Source organism: Variovorax paradoxus B4 (assembly GCF_000463015.1).
GTDB classification, from domain to species: Bacteria; Pseudomonadota; Gammaproteobacteria; order Burkholderiales; family Burkholderiaceae_C; genus Variovorax; species Variovorax paradoxus_E.
In genome coordinates, this window is record NC_022247.1 from 5,349,359 (window position 1) to 5,365,047 (window position 15,689).

General features: G+C 65.0%; 22 protein-coding genes. 2 read left to right on the plus strand and 20 right to left on the minus strand.

From position 1 onward, the window contains the following. Nucleotides 1-60 precede the first annotated feature (60 nt). The 5 genes from ptsP to VAPA_RS24955 form a co-directional block, all read right to left on the minus strand. Nucleotides 61-1,857: a phosphoenolpyruvate--protein phosphotransferase gene (gene ptsP / locus VAPA_RS24935; RefSeq protein ID WP_021012780.1), complete on the minus strand. Its 1,797-nt coding sequence runs from the start codon at nt 1,855-1,857 to the stop codon at nt 61-63. Nucleotides 1,858-2,014: 157 nt separating this feature from the next. Then, nucleotides 2,015-2,284: an HPr family phosphocarrier protein gene (locus tag VAPA_RS24940; RefSeq protein WP_041946240.1), complete on the minus strand. Its 270-nt coding sequence runs from the start codon at nt 2,282-2,284 to the stop codon at nt 2,015-2,017. Further along, nucleotides 2,253-2,708: a PTS sugar transporter subunit IIA gene (locus tag VAPA_RS24945; protein ID WP_021012782.1), complete on the minus strand. Its 456-nt coding sequence runs from the start codon at nt 2,706-2,708 to the stop codon at nt 2,253-2,255. The genes VAPA_RS24940 and VAPA_RS24945 overlap by 32 nt, the downstream gene beginning before the upstream one ends. Next, nucleotides 2,705-3,949: an MFS transporter gene (locus tag VAPA_RS24950; RefSeq protein ID WP_021012783.1), complete on the minus strand. Its 1,245-nt coding sequence runs from the start codon at nt 3,947-3,949 to the stop codon at nt 2,705-2,707. Before VAPA_RS24950 ends, VAPA_RS24945 begins: the two co-directional genes overlap by 4 nt. Further along, entirely contained in the window at nt 3,946-4,488 is a 543-nt protein-coding gene (locus tag VAPA_RS24955; RefSeq protein WP_021012784.1) for a hypothetical protein, read from the minus strand. Before VAPA_RS24955 ends, VAPA_RS24950 begins: the two co-directional genes overlap by 4 nt. Nucleotides 4,489-4,577: 89 nt before the next feature. Here VAPA_RS24955 and VAPA_RS24960 point away from each other — a divergent pair, with 89 nt between their 5' ends. Continuing rightward, a complete protein-coding gene (locus VAPA_RS24960) occupies nt 4,578-5,075 on the plus strand; it encodes a TlpA disulfide reductase family protein (RefSeq protein WP_021012785.1) in 498 nt (165 codons plus the stop codon). Nucleotides 5,076-5,381: 306 nt separating this feature from the next. Beyond that, on the plus strand, nt 5,382-5,969 hold the full coding sequence (locus VAPA_RS24965; RefSeq protein ID WP_021012786.1) for a GNAT family N-acetyltransferase: 588 nt from the start codon (nt 5,382-5,384) through the stop codon (nt 5,967-5,969). Here the strand turns inward: VAPA_RS24965 and VAPA_RS24970 are convergent, their stop codons facing one another. The 15 genes from VAPA_RS24970 to tuf all read right to left on the minus strand — a co-directional run bounded on the left by VAPA_RS24970 (nt 5,970) and on the right by tuf (nt 15,644). Then, nucleotides 5,970-6,476 (minus strand): peroxiredoxin, encoded by a 507-nt coding sequence (locus tag VAPA_RS24970; protein ID WP_021012787.1) that lies wholly within the window; start codon nt 6,474-6,476, stop codon nt 5,970-5,972. An 85-nt stretch (nt 6,477-6,561) separates the two neighbouring features. Continuing rightward, nucleotides 6,562-6,831, minus strand: a complete 270-nt coding sequence (rpsQ, locus tag VAPA_RS24975) for a 30S ribosomal protein S17 (RefSeq protein ID WP_015867662.1) — start codon at nt 6,829-6,831, stop codon at nt 6,562-6,564. Nucleotides 6,832-6,840: 9 nt separating this feature from the next. Next, on the minus strand, nt 6,841-7,050 hold the full coding sequence (gene rpmC / locus VAPA_RS24980) for a 50S ribosomal protein L29 (protein ID WP_041946241.1): 210 nt from the start codon (nt 7,048-7,050) through the stop codon (nt 6,841-6,843). Between the two features lie 55 nt (nt 7,051-7,105). Further along, nucleotides 7,106-7,522 carry a 50S ribosomal protein L16 gene (gene rplP, locus VAPA_RS24985; RefSeq protein WP_021012789.1) on the minus strand — a complete coding sequence of 139 codons (417 nt, stop codon included), beginning with the start codon at nt 7,520-7,522 and terminating at the stop codon, nt 7,106-7,108. 28 nt (nt 7,523-7,550) lie between these two features. Next, nucleotides 7,551-8,477: a 30S ribosomal protein S3 gene (gene rpsC, locus VAPA_RS24990; RefSeq protein WP_015867665.1), complete on the minus strand. Its 927-nt coding sequence runs from the start codon at nt 8,475-8,477 to the stop codon at nt 7,551-7,553. 17 nt (nt 8,478-8,494) lie between these two features. After that, nucleotides 8,495-8,827: a 50S ribosomal protein L22 gene (gene rplV / locus VAPA_RS24995; protein WP_007838134.1), complete on the minus strand. Its 333-nt coding sequence runs from the start codon at nt 8,825-8,827 to the stop codon at nt 8,495-8,497. A gap of 9 nt (nt 8,828-8,836) precedes the next feature. Continuing rightward, nucleotides 8,837-9,115 (minus strand): 30S ribosomal protein S19, encoded by a 279-nt coding sequence (gene rpsS, locus VAPA_RS25000; protein WP_007838132.1) that lies wholly within the window; start codon nt 9,113-9,115, stop codon nt 8,837-8,839. Between the two features lie 10 nt (nt 9,116-9,125). Continuing rightward, on the minus strand, nt 9,126-9,950 hold the full coding sequence (rplB, locus tag VAPA_RS25005; protein WP_015867666.1) for a 50S ribosomal protein L2: 825 nt from the start codon (nt 9,948-9,950) through the stop codon (nt 9,126-9,128). A 2-nt stretch (nt 9,951-9,952) separates the two neighbouring features. After that, on the minus strand, nt 9,953-10,288 hold the full coding sequence (rplW, locus tag VAPA_RS25010; RefSeq protein WP_007838129.1) for a 50S ribosomal protein L23: 336 nt from the start codon (nt 10,286-10,288) through the stop codon (nt 9,953-9,955). After that, entirely contained in the window at nt 10,285-10,905 is a 621-nt protein-coding gene (gene rplD, locus VAPA_RS25015) for a 50S ribosomal protein L4 (RefSeq protein WP_013543942.1), read from the minus strand. Before rplD ends, rplW begins: the two co-directional genes overlap by 4 nt. Then, on the minus strand, nt 10,905-11,585 hold the full coding sequence (gene rplC / locus VAPA_RS25020) for a 50S ribosomal protein L3 (RefSeq protein WP_021012791.1): 681 nt from the start codon (nt 11,583-11,585) through the stop codon (nt 10,905-10,907). Before rplC ends, rplD begins: the two co-directional genes overlap by 1 nt. 244 nt (nt 11,586-11,829) lie before the next feature. Next, complete coding sequence (locus VAPA_RS25025; RefSeq protein WP_021012792.1) at nt 11,830-12,366, minus strand: hypothetical protein; 537 nt, start codon at nt 12,364-12,366, stop codon at nt 11,830-11,832. A gap of 14 nt (nt 12,367-12,380) precedes the next feature. Continuing rightward, the gene (locus tag VAPA_RS25030; RefSeq protein ID WP_021012793.1) at nt 12,381-13,967 is read right to left on the minus strand and encodes a hypothetical protein; all 1,587 of its coding nucleotides are present in this window, start codon (nt 13,965-13,967) and stop codon (nt 12,381-12,383) included. 147 nt (nt 13,968-14,114) lie between these two features. Continuing rightward, nucleotides 14,115-14,429, minus strand: a complete 315-nt coding sequence (gene rpsJ, locus VAPA_RS25035; RefSeq protein ID WP_007838118.1) for a 30S ribosomal protein S10 — start codon at nt 14,427-14,429, stop codon at nt 14,115-14,117. A 21-nt stretch (nt 14,430-14,450) separates the two neighbouring features. Then, nucleotides 14,451-15,644 (minus strand): elongation factor Tu, encoded by a 1,194-nt coding sequence (gene tuf, locus VAPA_RS25040; protein WP_021005418.1) that lies wholly within the window; start codon nt 15,642-15,644, stop codon nt 14,451-14,453. Nucleotides 15,645-15,689 lie beyond the last annotated feature (45 nt).

Here is a 15,689-nt window from a genome sequence, read left to right on the forward strand (position 1 = left end):
CGGCGTGTTTCGTTTTATTTCGATTCCGCCCTGCCTTCGAGCGAATTGAATAGCTAAGAACTAACTTCCGGCGAGGACCGACGCCGGATCGTCCGACTCGAGCACGCCCTTCGCCCAGACTTCGAGCTTGCTGGTGTCGGCGCGCAGCACTTCCTGCTTGACGGCGAGGATGCGCGAAGGATGCATCGAGAAGCTGCGCAATCCCAGGCCGAGCAAGAGGCGCGTGAAGGCCACGTCGCCCGCCATTTCGCCGCACACCGCCACGCTCTTGCCCTGGCGGCGGCATTCGGCAATGGTGTCGGCCACGAGCTTCAGCACCGCGGGGTGGGCCGGGTCGTAGAGGTGGGCCACGGCTTCGTCGGCCCGGTCGATGGCCAGCGTGTACTGGATCAGGTCGTTGGTGCCGATCGACAGGAAGTCGAAGTACTTCAGGAAGGTCTTGAGCGTGAGCGCGGCGGCGGGAATCTCGATCATCGCGCCGAGCTTCACCTTGCCGTACACGGCACCGCGGCTGTCGAGTTCCGAGCGCGCGAAGTCGATCAGCGACAGCGTCTGGCGGATCTCGCTGACGTGCGCGAGCATCGGAATCAGCAGGTGGATTTCGCCGTGCGCCGCCGCACGCAGGATGGCGCGCAGTTGCGTGAGGAACATGGCCGGATCGGCCAGGCTCCATCGAATGGCGCGCAGGCCGAGCGCGGGGTTCAGGTGCTCCTGCTTGCTGGCCACCTTGCCGTCGATGGGCTTGTCGGCGCCCACGTCGATGGTGCGGATGGTGACCGGCATGCCCTGCATGCCCTCGACGGCACGCTTGTAGGCCTGGTACTGCTCTTCCTCGTCGGGCAGGCGGGTCTGGCGCTGCGACTCGCGGCCCATGAAAAGGAACTCGCTGCGAAACAGCCCGACACCCACCGCGCCGGCCTTGACGGCGCCGACGGTGTCCTCGGGCATCTCGATGTTGGCGAGCAGATCCACGCGCTGGCCGTCGAGCGTCACCGCGGGCTTGTGGCGCAGCCGCGCGAGCCGGCCGCGCTCCAGATCGCCCTGCCGCTGCTTGAAGCCGTACTCGGCCAGGATGATCGGCGAGGGGTCGACGATCACCACGCCGGCATCGCCGTCGATGATCACCCAGTCGTCCTGGCGCACCAGCTGGCTCGCGGTGCGCGCGCCCACCACGGCCGGAATGTCCATGCTGCGCGCGACGATGGCGGTGTGCGAGGTGCGCCCGCCCACGTCGGTCACGAAGCCGGCGAACACGCTCTTCTTGAACTGGAGCATGTCGGCCGGCGAAAGGTCATGCGCAATCAGCACCAGCGGCGCATCGATGCCGTCGCCCGCGGTGGGGTCGTCATCGTCCTCGGCAGCGGGGCGCTTGCGGCGCGGCGGGCTCGGCGCGAGCACCGCGGCCGTGCCTTTCATGCGGTGCAGCAGCCGTTCGACCACCTGCTCGAGGTCGGCCTTGCGCTCGCGCAGGTACTCGTCCTCCATCTCGTCGAACTGGCGCGCGATGATTTCGAGCTGCGTGGTCAGGGCCCATTCGGCGTTGTAGAGCCGGTCGGTGATCCAGTGCTTCACGCCGCCGGTGAGCGCTTCGTCCTGCAGCAGCATCTGGTGCACTTCGAGCAGCGCCGCGAGCTCGTGCGGCGCATCGTTCGGGCCCATCAGCGCCACGTTGGTCTGCAGCTTGGCGAGCTCGTCGGCCACGGCGTTGCGGGCCGTGCGCACCCGGTCGATCTCGGTGTCGATCTCCTCGGGCTTGATGAAATAGTGGGCCACGTCGATGCGGCTCGACACCACCAGCACCGCGCGGCCAATGGCAATGCCACGGGCAACAGGGAGGCCGTGGACTGCGAAGGTCATGGGCGCCTGCCGAAGGTCATCGGCCGCCGCCGAAGGCAGCGACGACACGCAGTGCGGAGCGTGGGGGGCACACCGGCCGCCGCCGGGCCGCCCCAAGGCGGCCGAGCCCCCTCGGGGGGCAGCGACGACACGCGGTGCGGGAGCGCGGGGGCCACATTCATTCGCCTTCGCCGAACTTGTCGTTCATCAGCTGGATGATGGCGTCCATTGCCTCTTCCTCCTGCTGGCCGTTGGTTTCGAGCTCGACGGTCGAGCCGAGCCCGGCCGCAAGCATCATGACGCCCATGATGCTCTTGGCATTGATGCGGCGGTCGCCGCGCGAGAGCCACACCTCGCAAGGAAAGCTGCCTGCGATTTTGGTCAGCTTGGCCGATGCACGCGCATGCAGGCCCAACTTATTGCTGATGGTCACGGATTTCTTGATCACTGTGCTTTCTCTTCGCCTGATTCTGGGGTGCCGCGACGGCCACCTGCATGACACCCGCGGTGCCGCCCGCGATGGCGCGCTGCACCAGCGTTTCGAGCGGTTCGTGGCGGTAGGTCACCGCACGCAGCAACATCGGCAGATTGACGCCTGCCACCAGCCGCGAGCGGACGCCGTCCACCAGTTTCTGGGCCACGTTGCAGGGCGTTGCGCCGAACACGTCGGCCAGCACCAGCACCTGCGAGCGCGGTGCATTGAGCTGCTGCGCGAGCGTGATGCGGGCGGCAGCCAGCGTTTCTTCGGGCGATACGTTGGGCAGCACGTCGAGTGCGACGACGGCCTGCTCGCAATCGGGGAACACATGCAGCGCGCACCGCCGCAGCGCCTGCGCGAACGGTGAGTGGGCGATGATGAGGATGCTGTTCATGCGGGTCGGGGAACTACGCTCCGATTATGCGGGGGCGCCCAAAGGAAGTAGACATACGACATAACGCAGCAGGCCAGGAAAACGGACAGGGCCGCACGGAACGAGGCCACCGGATCGAGCCCGGCGCTGGCGAACAGGTCGATCAGCAAGCCGATGCCCCACTGCACGACAAATACGCCTGCAAAGACCACCAGGTTGTAGGCCGACAGCGCGCGGCCCGCGAGCGCCGTCGGCAAGGCCAGGGCGACGGCGGGCTGGGCCAGCGTGACAACGGTGGAGACGCACAGGAAAATCACCCAGGCCACCGTCCCCGCCGCGGGACCAGCTATCAAAACAAGAGCAAGCACCAGCATCCCGAGCGGCATTCCCCAACCCAGGAGCCGGGCGGCGGAAATGCCGCGGTGCGCGAGCCGCGGATTGACCACGCCCCAGAGCCAATAGGTCGCGAGCAGCGCGATGCTGATCCAGAACAGGGCGCCGGCGGCCTCCTGCGGGGTGTGGCCCGCCACGCGCGTGAGCCACGGCACGACCCAGAGCGTCTGCATCGCGACGAAGCCGCCATAGTTGAAGAACCCGATCGGCGCGAGCTTGCGGAAGAAGGGATCGCGCCATACGGCCGCATAGCTGCCCTCGTCCTGACTCTTTTCCTGGGCGGCGGTGCCATGCCACGCCGGCGCGGCCCATGCGATCAGCGCCATCGACACGAGCACGCCCGCCGCCAGGAGCCAGAACAACGGCCGCCAGCCGAGGTAGGGCATGAGCCACTGCACCGGCAAGGTCGCGCCGACAAGGCCGAAGGAGCCCACCATCAGCATCCACGAGTTGCTGCGCAGCTGCATGGGCGGCGTCAGCCAGCGCCGATAGCCGGTGAGCGGCGCCATCAGGCAGGCGCTCACGCCGACGCCGGTCAGCACGCGCGCCGCCAGCAACAGCCAGAAATGCGTGGCCACCGAGAACAGCAGGCAGCCGGCCACCGCGGCGGACAGGAAGCTGACGATCACGCGCTTGGGCCCATGGCGGTCGAGCCAGGTGCCCATGGGCAGCTGCGTGAACGCGAAACCCAGGAAATAGCCGCCCGCGAGCAATCCAAGATCGCGCGATTCGAGTCCGAACTCGGCGGTGAGCGCAGGCGACAGCGTGGCCGTGATGGCACGCACCAGCGTCGAGAAGAAATAGGCGAAGGCAAAGGCCAGGAAGACGGTGGCGATCCGCCGCCGTCCGGCAAGCAGGCTGCCGCTCATGGGAGGCGCAGGCCCTCGAAGAAGGTATTGGCCGCCTCGGGCGCAGAAGGCCGACCGAGCACGGTGGCCTGGTAGAGCGAGACACTGCCGTCTTTCTTCGACTGGGCGAACCAGAGCACCTGGACCGGTGCGGCGCCCTGGCGCGGCGGCTGGGCGTCGAGCCGCACCGGTGCGGGCACGGCGGTCGCGCGTTTCAGTGCAGCGGGGGCTTCGGTCATCTGCGCCTCGCCCAGCTGACTGCGGGTGGCAGCGCGCCACGCCTTGAGCCAGGCCTCGGCCTGCGCCGGACCGCTGGCGGACGCGTGGGCCACGGCGAAGGTCGCACCGCCCGTTTCGCAGCCCGCCATGTCGACCTGCACGGACTCGGCGCCGAGCGGCAAGGCGCGATCGGCGCGGTCCGGCTTGCAGGGCAGCAGGACGACCAGGCCGTCATCGGCAACCGGCACCTCGCGCCAGTTGAAGGTGGGGCTGCAGGCGGCAAGCACGAGCGCGGCGGCTGCGGCCAGCAGGGGCCGAAAACGGGAATCGGACGATGGCATCGGAAAGCCATTATCGAGCCGCGCGGAGGCGCCCCGGCACGATCCGGCCGGCGGAACTAAAATCGCCCGGCCCCTCTCCATCCGCTGCCATGAAAAAATACATCGCCGTCGCCGCAGTCGCCCTTGCATTGGCCGCTGGCGTGGGGGTGTACTTCGGCTCCGGCGCCACCGCGGCACCGGCCTCGACCTTCGTGCTGCTCGACGGCAGCAAGAAAAGCACCGACGACCTGAAGGGCAAGGTCACCCTGGTGAACTTCTGGGCCACGAGCTGCGTGACCTGCGTGGCTGAAATGCCCAAGGTCATCGCCACCTACGACAAGTACAAGTCGAAGGGCTACGACACGCTGGCAGTGGCCATGAGCTACGACCCGCCGAGCTACGTCGTCAACTTTGCCGAAACCCGCAAGCTGCCGTTCAAGGTGGCGATCGACAACACCGGCAGCGTGGCGCAGGCCTGGGGCGACGTGAAGCTCACGCCCACCACCTACCTGGTCAACAAGAAGGGCGAGATCGTGAAGCGCTACGTGGGCGAGCCCGATTTCGCCGAACTCCACAAGCTGATCGAGAAACTGCTCGCGGAGGCTTGATCCCCATCCCCGGATCCACAAAGGCGCTCCCTTCGGCAGCGCTTTTTTTGTTTCTGCAGCACGGGGCGCAGGGGCAGCGTAGCGGGGCGTATAGCAACAACCCGATGCATGCTGCGGCCCGGACTTTGCTAATCTGCGTCTTCCGCAGCTTCTTGCGCACCTTGCCTCCTCGATGACCGACTCCTCCGTGGCCGCCATGCAGGCCGCAGCGTCCGCCCCTCTCCCCCGAGCACGCATCGAGCGGCAGCGCCCGGCACGGCCCGCATGCGCAGGCCTGGCGCACCGGATTTCATCGCTGCTGCGCGTATGAGCTTCTCGGTTTCACGCCCCCTGCCGCTGGCCGACACGCCGGCCGTCGTGCTTCTGACGCCCGACGAAGCCCATGAGATCGATGCCGCGCGCGCGATCTTCCGCGACTACGCCGCCTCGCTGGGCATCGACCTGTGCTTCCAGAACTTCGACGGGGAAGTGGCCGGCTTGCCGGGCGATTACGCCGAGCCGCGCGGCGCGCTGCTGCTCGCGCTGGTCGATGAGGCGCATATCAAGGAGGCGGCCGGACAACAGACGCCGACCCTCTTGCGCCCCGATGGAACGGTGGCGCACGTGGCCGGCTGCTGCGCCCTGCGCCCGCTCGACAATGCCGACTACGCCAATGCCGCGGAGATGAAGCGCCTGTTCGTGCGGCCCGGCTTTCGCGGGCTGGGCGTCGGGCGGCAGCTCGCCGAAGCCATCCTCGACGCCGCGCGCGGCGCGGGTTATGCCTGTGTGCTGCTCGACACGCTGGACGACATGGAGTCGGCCCGCGCACTCTACGAAGACCTGGATTTCGAGGAAGTGCCGCCCTACTATCACAACCCGATTGCGGGCGCGCACTACCTCAAGGTGGATCTCTAGTCAGCCGCGGGCCTGGGCCAGCAGCGTCTCTGCGTTGCTGACCTCGAACTTGCCCGGTGCCTCGACGTTGAGCGAGGCGACCTTGCCGTCTTTCACGAGCATCGAATAGCGATTGCTGCGCAGACCCATGCCGCGGCCGGTCAGGTCGAGCGTGAGGCCGGTCGCCTTGGCGAAGTCGGCGCTGCCGTCGGCCAGCATGCGCACCTTGGTGCCGGTTTTTTGATCGCGCGCCCAGGCACCCATCACGAAGGCGTCGTTCACGCTCACGCACCAGATCTCGTCCACGCCGGCAGCCTTGAAGTCGTCGAAGTGCTGCACATAGCCGGGCACATGCTTGGCCGAGCAGGTCGGCGTGAAGGCACCGGGCAGCGCGAACAGCGCAATGGTCTTGCCGGCCGTGGCCTTGCTCACGTCCACCGGGTTCGGGCCGATGCTGCAGCCTTCGCCTTCGACCTCGGAATATTCCTGCAGGGTTGCCGAAGGAAGGGTGTCGCCGACTTTGATCATCTGAGTGCTCCTGAAAAAGAAAAACGGCCCACATTGTGGGCCGTTTCCGGATGGGTCGCCTCTTGCAAGGCCGATCAACCCGTGATCAGACCAGCACGGCCTTCTCGACCAGGCGGGTCACGACCCAGTTCTTGGTCTTCGAGATCGGACGGCTTTCCGTGATCTCGATGGTGTCGCCCAGCTTGTACTCGCCCTTTTCGTCATGGGCGTGGTACTTGCTCGTCTTGGCCACGATCTTGCCGTAGAGCTCGTGCTTCACACGGCGCTCGACCAGCACGGTCACGGTCTTGGCACGCTTGTCGCTGACCACCTTGCCGATCAAGGTGCGCTTGAGGGATTTTTTAGCTTCCGTCATGTTCACTCCTTACTTGGCGGCTTGGGTTTCTTGCTGCTTCTGAGCAAGAATGGTCTTGGCGCGCGCGATGTCGCGGCGCGTCACGCGCAGCGTCGAGGTGTTCGACAGCTGTTGCGTGGCTTTCTGCATGCGCAGGCCGAAATGGGCCTTCTGCAGTTCCTTGACTTCGGTTTGCAGCGCTGCGACGTCCTTCGTGCGCAGGGTTGCAGCCTTGGTCACCTTGGCCGGAGCCGCGGTTTCTTTTTTCTTACGTGTTGCCATGGATGTTCTCCTCTCAGGCGCCGAGCTGGCGCGCGACGAACGTCGTACGCAGCGGAAGCTTGGCGGCGGCCAGGCGGAACGCTTCGCGGGCGAGTTCTTCGGGCACGCCGACGATCTCGAACACGATCTTGCCAGGCTGGATTTCAGCGACGTAGTACTCGGGGTTGCCCTTACCGTTACCCATCCGCACTTCGGCGGGCTTGGTAGAGATCGGCTTGTCCGGGAACACGCGGATCCAGATACGGCCACCGCGCTTCACGTGACGCGAAATCGCGCGGCGAGCGGCTTCGATCTGGCGCGCCGTGAGGCGGCCGCGGTCGGTGCATTTGAGACCGAAGTCACCGAAGGCAACCGAGTTGCCCCGGGTTGCGATGCCGGTGTTGCGGCCCTTTTGTTCCTTGCGGAACTTTCTGCGTGCAGGTTGCAGCATTTTTAATACTCCGTAGTTCTAAGACCGATCACTCGGTCTTGGCACCGTCAGCTGCTGCAGCTGGCGCGGCTTTGCGGACGCGCTTAACGGCGGGTTTCGAGTCTGCACCCGGTGCTGCGGGAGCGGCACCAGTGGCTTCTGCGGGCTTGTCGCTGCCGTCGGCCGGGGCGGTGTTGCCACCGATCGGGCCACGGGCACCGGCGCGCGGGCCAGGACCACGACGGTCCGAACCCGGACGGTCGCCACCCGGGCGGCCGTCGCGGCGCGGACCACGCGGACGACGCTCGTCGTCGGGACGCGGCGTTTCGACGGCCGGCAGGTCGTTGCGACCCAGCGTGTCGCCCTTGTAGACCCAGACCTTGACGCCGATGACGCCGTAGGTGGTCTTGGCTTCCGAGGTGCCGTAGTCGATGTCGGCGCGCAGCGTGTGGAGGGGCACGCGACCTTCGCGGTACCACTCGGTACGGGCAATTTCGATGCCGTTCAGGCGGCCAGCCGACATGATCTTGATGCCCTGGGCACCCAGACGCATGGCGTTCTGCATGGCGCGCTTCATGGCGCGGCGGAACATGATCCGCTTTTCGAGCTGCTGCGTGATGCTGTCGGCGATCAGCTGGGCATCGATTTCAGGCTTGCGCACTTCTTCGATGTTCACTGCCACCGGCACGCCGAGCTGCTTGCCCAGTTCGCGCTTGAGGTTCTCGATGTCTTCGCCCTTCTTGCCGATCACGACGCCCGGACGAGCCGAGTAGATCGTGATGCGTGCGTTCTTGGCGGGACGCTCGATCATGACGCGCGACACCGAAGCGTTCTTCAGCTTCTTCTTGAGGTATTCGCGAACCTTGATGTCTTCGGCCAGCATGCCCGCGAAATCGCGGTCGCTTGCGTACCAGCGGCTGGACCAGTTACGGGTAACCGCAAGGCGGAAGCCGGTCGGATGGATTTTCTGTCCCATATTTCTTCCAGGCGTTCTTAGTTGCCAACCGTCACGTACACATGGCACGTGGGCTTGCTGATGCGGTTACCGCGACCCTTGGCTCGCGCCGTGAAGCGCTTGAGCGTTGCGCCCTGTTCGACGTAGATGGTCTTGACCTTCAGTTCGTCGATATCGGCGCCATCGTTGTGCTCGGCGTTGGCAATTGCCGACTCGAGCACCTTCTTGATGATCACAGCGGCCTTTTTCTGCGTGAATTGCAGAACGTTGAGCGCTTGATCAACCTTCTTGCCGCGGATCAGGTCAGCGACCAGACGGCCCTTGTCGACCGAGAGGCGGACACCGCGGAGGACTGCACGTGTTTCAGACATGGTCGTTCCTTACTTCTTCTGGACTTTCTTGTCCGCGGGGTGCCCCTTGAACGTGCGCGTGAGCGCAAATTCGCCGAGCTTGTGGCCGACCATCTGGTCGGTGATGTAGACAGGCACGTGCTGCTTGCCGTTGTGCACGGCAATGGTCAGACCGATGAACTCGGGCAGAACCATCGAGCGGCGCGACCAGGTCTTGATCGGCTTCTTGTCCTTCGTCGTCACAGCCTTGTCGGCCTTGGCCACGAGGTGATGGTCAACAAACGGACCCTTTTTGAGAGAGCGAGTCATTTGCTATCCCTTACTTCTTGCGGCGCGACACGATGAAGACCTGCGTGCGCTTGTTGTTACGGGTACGGTAGCCCTTGGTCAGGTTGCCCCATGGGTCGACAGGATGGCGGCCTTCGCCGGTCTTGCCTTCGCCACCACCGTGCGGGTGGTCGACAGGATTCATCACCACACCGCGAACGGTCGGGCGAATACCCATGTGACGCTTCACACCGGCCTTGCCGAGTTGGCGCAGGCTGTGCTCTTCGTTCGCGACTTCACCGATGGTGGCGCGGCATTCGATGTGGATGCGGCGCACCTCACCCGAACGCATGCGGACCTGGGCGTAGACGCCTTCGCGAGCCAGCAGCGTGGCCGACGTGCCGGCCGAACGCGCGATCTGCGCACCCTTGCCAGGTTGCAGTTCGATGCAGTGGATCGTCGAGCCGACCGGAATGTTGCGGATCGGCAGCGTGTTGCCGGCGCGGATCGGGGCTTCCGAACCGCTCAGCAGCGTTGCACCAGCCTCAAGACCGCGCGGGGCGATGATGTAGCGGCGCTCGCCGTCGGCGTAGCAGACCAGAGCGATGTGGGCGGTACGGTTCGGGTCGTATTCGATGCGTTCGACCTTGGCCGGGATGCCGTCCTTGTTGCGCACGAAGTCGACAACGCGGTAGTGGTGCTTGGCACCGCCGCCACGATGACGGATCGTGATGTGGCCGTTGTTGTTACGGCCGGCCTTCTGGAACTGGGGTTCCAGCAGAGGCGCGTGAGGAGCACCCTTGAAGAGGTGATCCCGCGAGATCTTCACCGCGCCGCGTTGGCCCGGCGAAGTGGGTTTCATCTTGATGACGGCCATGATTAAGCGCCTTCCCCGACGAGGTTGAGCTCTTGACCGGGCTTCAGCGTCACATAGGCCTTGCGAACGTTGTCGCGGCGGCCGATGGACTTGCCAAAGCGCTTGGTCTTGCCCTTGGTGTTGAGCACCGACACGCCCTGGACTTCGACCTTGAACATCAGTTCGACAGCGGCCTTGATCTCGGGCTTGGTGGCGTCTTGCAGCACCTTGAAAGTGACAGCGTTCGACTTCTCGCCGACCATCGTTGCCTTTTCGGACACGATCGGGGCGACCAGCACCGCCATCAGGCGGCCTTCTTCGAACGTACGTTCAGCGGCGGTAGGGTTCACGCGGCTCATGCGAACATCTCCTTGAGCTTGTCGACGGCACCCTTGGTGACCAGCACCTTCTTGTAGTGGACCAGCGACACCGGATCGGCGTAGCGGGGTTCGACCACGAGAATGTTCACCAGATTGCGCGAGGCAAGGTACAGGTTTTCGTCGACTTCTTCGGCGATCACGAGCACGGACTCGAGATTCATTGCCTTGAAACGGGCTGCCAGCGGCTTCGTCTTGGGCGAGTCCACGGTCAGCGAATCCACCACGGCCAGACGGCCTTCGCGAGCGAGCTGCGAGAAGATGGCGGCCATGCCGGCGCGGTACATCTTCTTGTTGATCTTCTGCGAGAAGTTTTCGTCAGGCATGTTCGGGAAAATCCGGCCACCCCCGCGCCACAGCGGCGAGGACGTCATACCGGCACGGGCGCGGCCCGTTCCCTTTTGCTTGAAAGGCTTCTTGGTCGAGTGCTTGACCTGCTCGCGGTCCTTCTGGGCGCGCGTGCCTTGGCGGGCGTTGGCCTGGAATGCAACGACGATCTGGTGGACCAGGTCTTCGTTGTAGTCACGGCCGAACACGGTTTCGGGGGCGTCGTACTTCGACGCGGCCTGGCCTTGTTCGTTCAGGAGTTCGAGTTGCATTACTTCGCTCCTTCAGCCGCTTGCGGCTTGGCCTTGATGGCGGGACGCACGGTGACGAAGCCACCCTTCGAACCCGGGATCGCGCCCTTGATGAGCAACAGTTGACGCGCTTCGTCGATGCGGAAGACGTCGAGGTTCTGGGTGGTCTTGGTGACATCGCCCAGATGGCCCGTCATGCGCTTGCCGGGGAACACGCGACCAGGGTCTTGTGCCATGCCGATCGAGCCGGGAACGTTGTGCGAACGGCTGTTGCCGTGCGACGCGCGTTGCGAGCTCATGTTGTGGCGCTTGATGGTGCCGGCGTAGCCCTTGCCGATCGAGGTGCCTTGCACGTCGACCTTCTGGCCCACCGAGAACACGCTGCTCGCGGCGATGACGCCACCAGCCTTGTGCTGGCCTGCGGTATCGGCGGTCACGCGGAATTCGCGGATGATTTCACCAGCTTCGACACCCGCCTTGGCGAGGTGGCCGGCTTGGGGCTTGGTCACGCGCGATGCCTTGCGCGAACCGAACGTCACTTGCAGTGCGACGTAGCCGTCGGTCTCTTGCGACTTGATCTGGGTCACACGGTTGTTGGACACATCCACCACCGTGACAGGAACTGCGTCCCCGTCATCGGTGAAGAGACGCATCATCCCCACCTTGCGGCCCAGCAACCCGAGGGAGTTGCTCAGACTCATTTGTTTTCTCCAAAAATGGAAACTCCCCTCGCCGCTGCCACTTCAATTGGCGACAGCGTTTGGCCAGTTTCCCGACCTGCGAAAGAAGGTTGATAAATCTCTGCTCTCGCGGCACCCAAATGGACGCACGAAGGGCAGAGCCAGCGATTATAGCCCGCGATGCGGGCGCAGTGCAAGCAGCATTGCGGAGCGGCCCGGAGGGCGCTTGCCCTCCGTTTTTGCCTGCTTTTTACCTACTTTTGCCCTATTTGACGGGCATCGTGATGATGCTGTCGCCACCCGGCGTGGACTTCATTTCGCCGCTGGATTTCAAGGCCGGCGCAGCCGTGCCGGTCTGGATGGGGACCGAAACCGCGCTCGAGGCGCCGCCCTGCTTGATGAACACATTGAGATAGGCCAGCCCCTCGGCCTCGCTCACCACGATGACGGTGGCCGTGGTCCGCTTGCCGGCCGGCAACGCGATGGTGCTGCTTCCCTGGAGCGTCAGCCCCTTGTCGGCGCTCAGGCGGACCGTGGCCCCGTCGGCCTCGGTCACGCCGTCGAATTGCAGCACGACAGGCGTGGCCTGGCCCAGCTGCGGCGTGGCATCGAGGCGATATTCGAGCTTGACGCCAGCGCCGCCGGGCTTCTGCGGCGCCGTGGTCATCGGGGCGGAATGCCGCTGCGACGCCGGATGCCTGGCGCCGCGCGGCGCGGACTCGCCGTCTGCCGCGGCCGGCGCCGACAGCGTTGCCAGTGCGAGGCACGCGAGAGCCATCATCGAATTCGAACGGATGTTCATGGCGGCCTTTCTTGCTACTGAATGGAGACGTAGACGTTGAAGCATGCGTCGAGACTGCTGAGGTCCGTCACTGCAAGAACGTACTCACCAGCCGACAGGCTGACCGTATTGCCGGTCCGGGCAATCAGTCCGCCCCTGAAGATGTCGAAATCGGGATTGGATCCCGGCGGACCGCCGTTCACGACGATCTGGTAGCTGCGGTTGGCGGGCGCGCTGAAGCGAACGTAGGAGAAGTTGCCGAGCTTGTTGCCCGTGCCGGCGTCGTTGGAGACGCAGGTCTGGGTCACGGCGCCGCCCACGGTCGCCACCCTGTACATCGGGATCGTGACCGGAATTCCGCCGTCGTTCGTTTCCGCACCGCCGAACGGATCGTTGTCCGTCGCGTTGATGCTCTGCCCGCCAAGCAAGGCGGCCAGAGCCGGAGCGCTGCCCGGAGCGGTCGCGTTGAAGGCCGCCGAGAAGGGATGGATCGAAGTGACGGCCGCACCGCTCCTGAACTGGAAGCCGGTCAGCGTGTCGTGGATCGGCTTGAAGCCCACCTGCTGGTTGAGGTTCCAGAAAATCGACTGGATCGACGTCTCGCGGTACCAGCCCGGCACGGTTGCCGCACCGGCGGAGAGATCGATGTTGATGCTCTCCCGCGCGGACGCCTGCTGCGCGCCGGCCGAATCGACATAGTTCCGGCGCCCCAGCGCGATGCCCGACCAGGCGTTGCCCCAGCCCTCCGAAAAGGCGAGCCGGCGATCGGTGCGCTGGCTCTGACTGTGGTCTCCGCCCATCGAGTCGTCGCGGCTGAAGGAAGACTGGTAGTAGTGCCCCCATTCGTGAGCGATCACCGAGGTGTCGTATTCATCGGTATCGACGTCTTCCTTGCCCAGCACGTAGATTTCACGGCCGTTGCTGCCTCTGTCGACGAAGAAGGTGGTGCCGATCTGCCCGGCCGCGATACTGCCCGAGGATGGCGCATTGTTGGGACTCCAGAACACGCGCAACACCGGAAACGCCGTTGCAGGCGCAACCGACGCCACTTTCTGCATCGCGGTGTAGACCGTATCGAGTATGGCGAAAGGTGCCGCCACTCTGTCCTCGGTGTAGCTCGAACCGCCCCAGCCCGACGGTGCGTAAAGGTCGCGCACCAAGGCGACCGCACCGGACGAGAAGGCAGGGCTCTGCATGGTGTACAGGCCGCCGGAGCGCGTGTTGTCGCGCACCGTCACATCCCAGCTTGCGCCCGGGCCGCTTCGAACCAGCTGGGCCTTGACCCGCACCGCGATCATCGTGTTTGCGGGCACGGACACCGCATAGGCGCCGGTGTCGTCGGTGGTTGCCGTGGCCAGTTGCGCAGATGTTGCTGCATTGAGCACCTCCACCATGGCCCCGCGCACGGGCTTGGGGGCGGCGTTGGCATAGGCCAGGGTGCCGCTCGGATTCGGCACGGCTTCATAGGTGGCCGTGCCGCTCAGGGTCACCGGACCCGCCACCGGCAGCGGGAAGCCGGCCAGGCCGCCACCACCTCCCCCGCCGCCGCCGCCACCGCAGCCGGCCAGCAACGTCACGGCGACGCATGCCGCGATCCATGCAGAAGTGCTCTTGTAGCTCATAGCTTGTACTGCCCTCGTTTCAGCCCCGGCCCTTGTTGGCCCCGAAGAATACCGGTGCGCGAGGATGCCACAGTCGGGAGACAAATAAAAAAAGCCCGCTTGCATTTCTGCAAGCGGGCTTTTCAGGAAACGCAGCGCGAGGCCGGTTTACTGCAGCTTGATTTCGACGTCCACGCCGGCCGGCAGGTCGAGCTTCATCAGCGCGTCCACGGTCTTGTCGGTCGGGTCGACGATGTCCATCAGGCGCTGGTGCGTGCGGATCTCGAGCTGGTCGCGCGAGGTCTTGTTGACGTGCGGCGAACGCAGGATGTCGAAACGCTTCATGCGGGTCGGCAGGGGCACGGGGCCCTTGACGATCGCGCCGGTGCGCTTGGCGGTATCAACGATTTCGGCCGCCGACTGGTCGATCAGCTTGTAGTCGAACGCCTTCAGGCGGATGCGGATTTTTTGCTTGGTAGCCATGGTGATTCCTTTGCGTATGGCTTAGATGTCGAGGATCTTTGCCACGACGCCCGAACCCACGGTGCGGCCGCCTTCGCGGATGGCGAAGCGCAGGCCTTCTTCCATCGCGATCGGGTTGATCAGCTTCACGGTGATGCTGACGTTGTCGCCGGGCATGACCATTTCCTTGTCCTTGGGCAGCTCGATCGCGCCGGTCACGTCCGTCGTGCGGAAGTAGAACTGCGGACGGTAGTTGTTGAAGAACGGCGTGTGACGCCCGCCTTCGTCCTTGGACAGCACGTACACCTCGGCGGTGAAGTGCGTGTGCGGCTTGATCGAGCCGGGCTTGCACAGCACCTGGCCGCGCTCGACTTCTTCGCGCTTGGTGCCGCGCAGCAGCACGCCGACGTTGTCGCCAGCCTGGCCCTGGTCCAGCAGCTTGCGGAACATTTCCACGCCGGTGCAGGTGGTCTTGACGGTCGGACGGATACCGACGATCTCGATTTCCTCGCCAACCTTGATCACGCCACGCTCGACAGCACCGGTCACCACGGTGCCGCGGCCGGAGATCGAGAACACGTCTTCCACGGGCATCAGGAAGGTGCCGTCCACGGCGCGCTCGGGCGTCGGGATGTAGGTGTCCAGGGCGTCGGCCAGCTTCATGATGGCCTGCTCGCCCAGCGGGCCCTTGTCGCCTTCGAGGGCGAGCTTGGCCGAGCCGTGGATGATGGGGGTGTCGTCGCCCGGGAACTCGTACTTGTCGAGCAGTTCGCGCACCTCCATTTCGACGAGCTCGAGCAGTTCGGCGTCGTCCACCATGTCGCACTTGTTCAGGAACACGATGATGTAGCCCACACCCACCTGGCGCGCCAGCAGGATGTGCTCGCGGGTCTGGGGCATGGGGCCGTCGGCGGCCGAGCACACAAGGATGGCGCCGTCCATCTGGGCGGCACCGGTGATCATGTTCTTGACGTAGTCGGCGTGGCCGGGGCAGTCGACGTGGGCGTAGTGGCGGTTGGCCGTTTCGTACTCGACGTGGGCGGTGTTGATGGTGATGCCGCGGGCCTTTTCTTCGGGCGCCGCGTCGATCTGGTCGTAGGCCTTGGCTTCGCCGCCGAACTTGGCCGACAGAACGGTGGCAATCGCCGCCGTCAGCGTGGTCTTGCCGTGGTCAACGTGACCGATCGTGCCCACGTTCACGTGCGGCTTGGTGCGGGTGAATTTACCTTTTGCCATTTTTCAATCCTTGAAAGAGCATTCCCGTGTATTGGTTTTATGTCT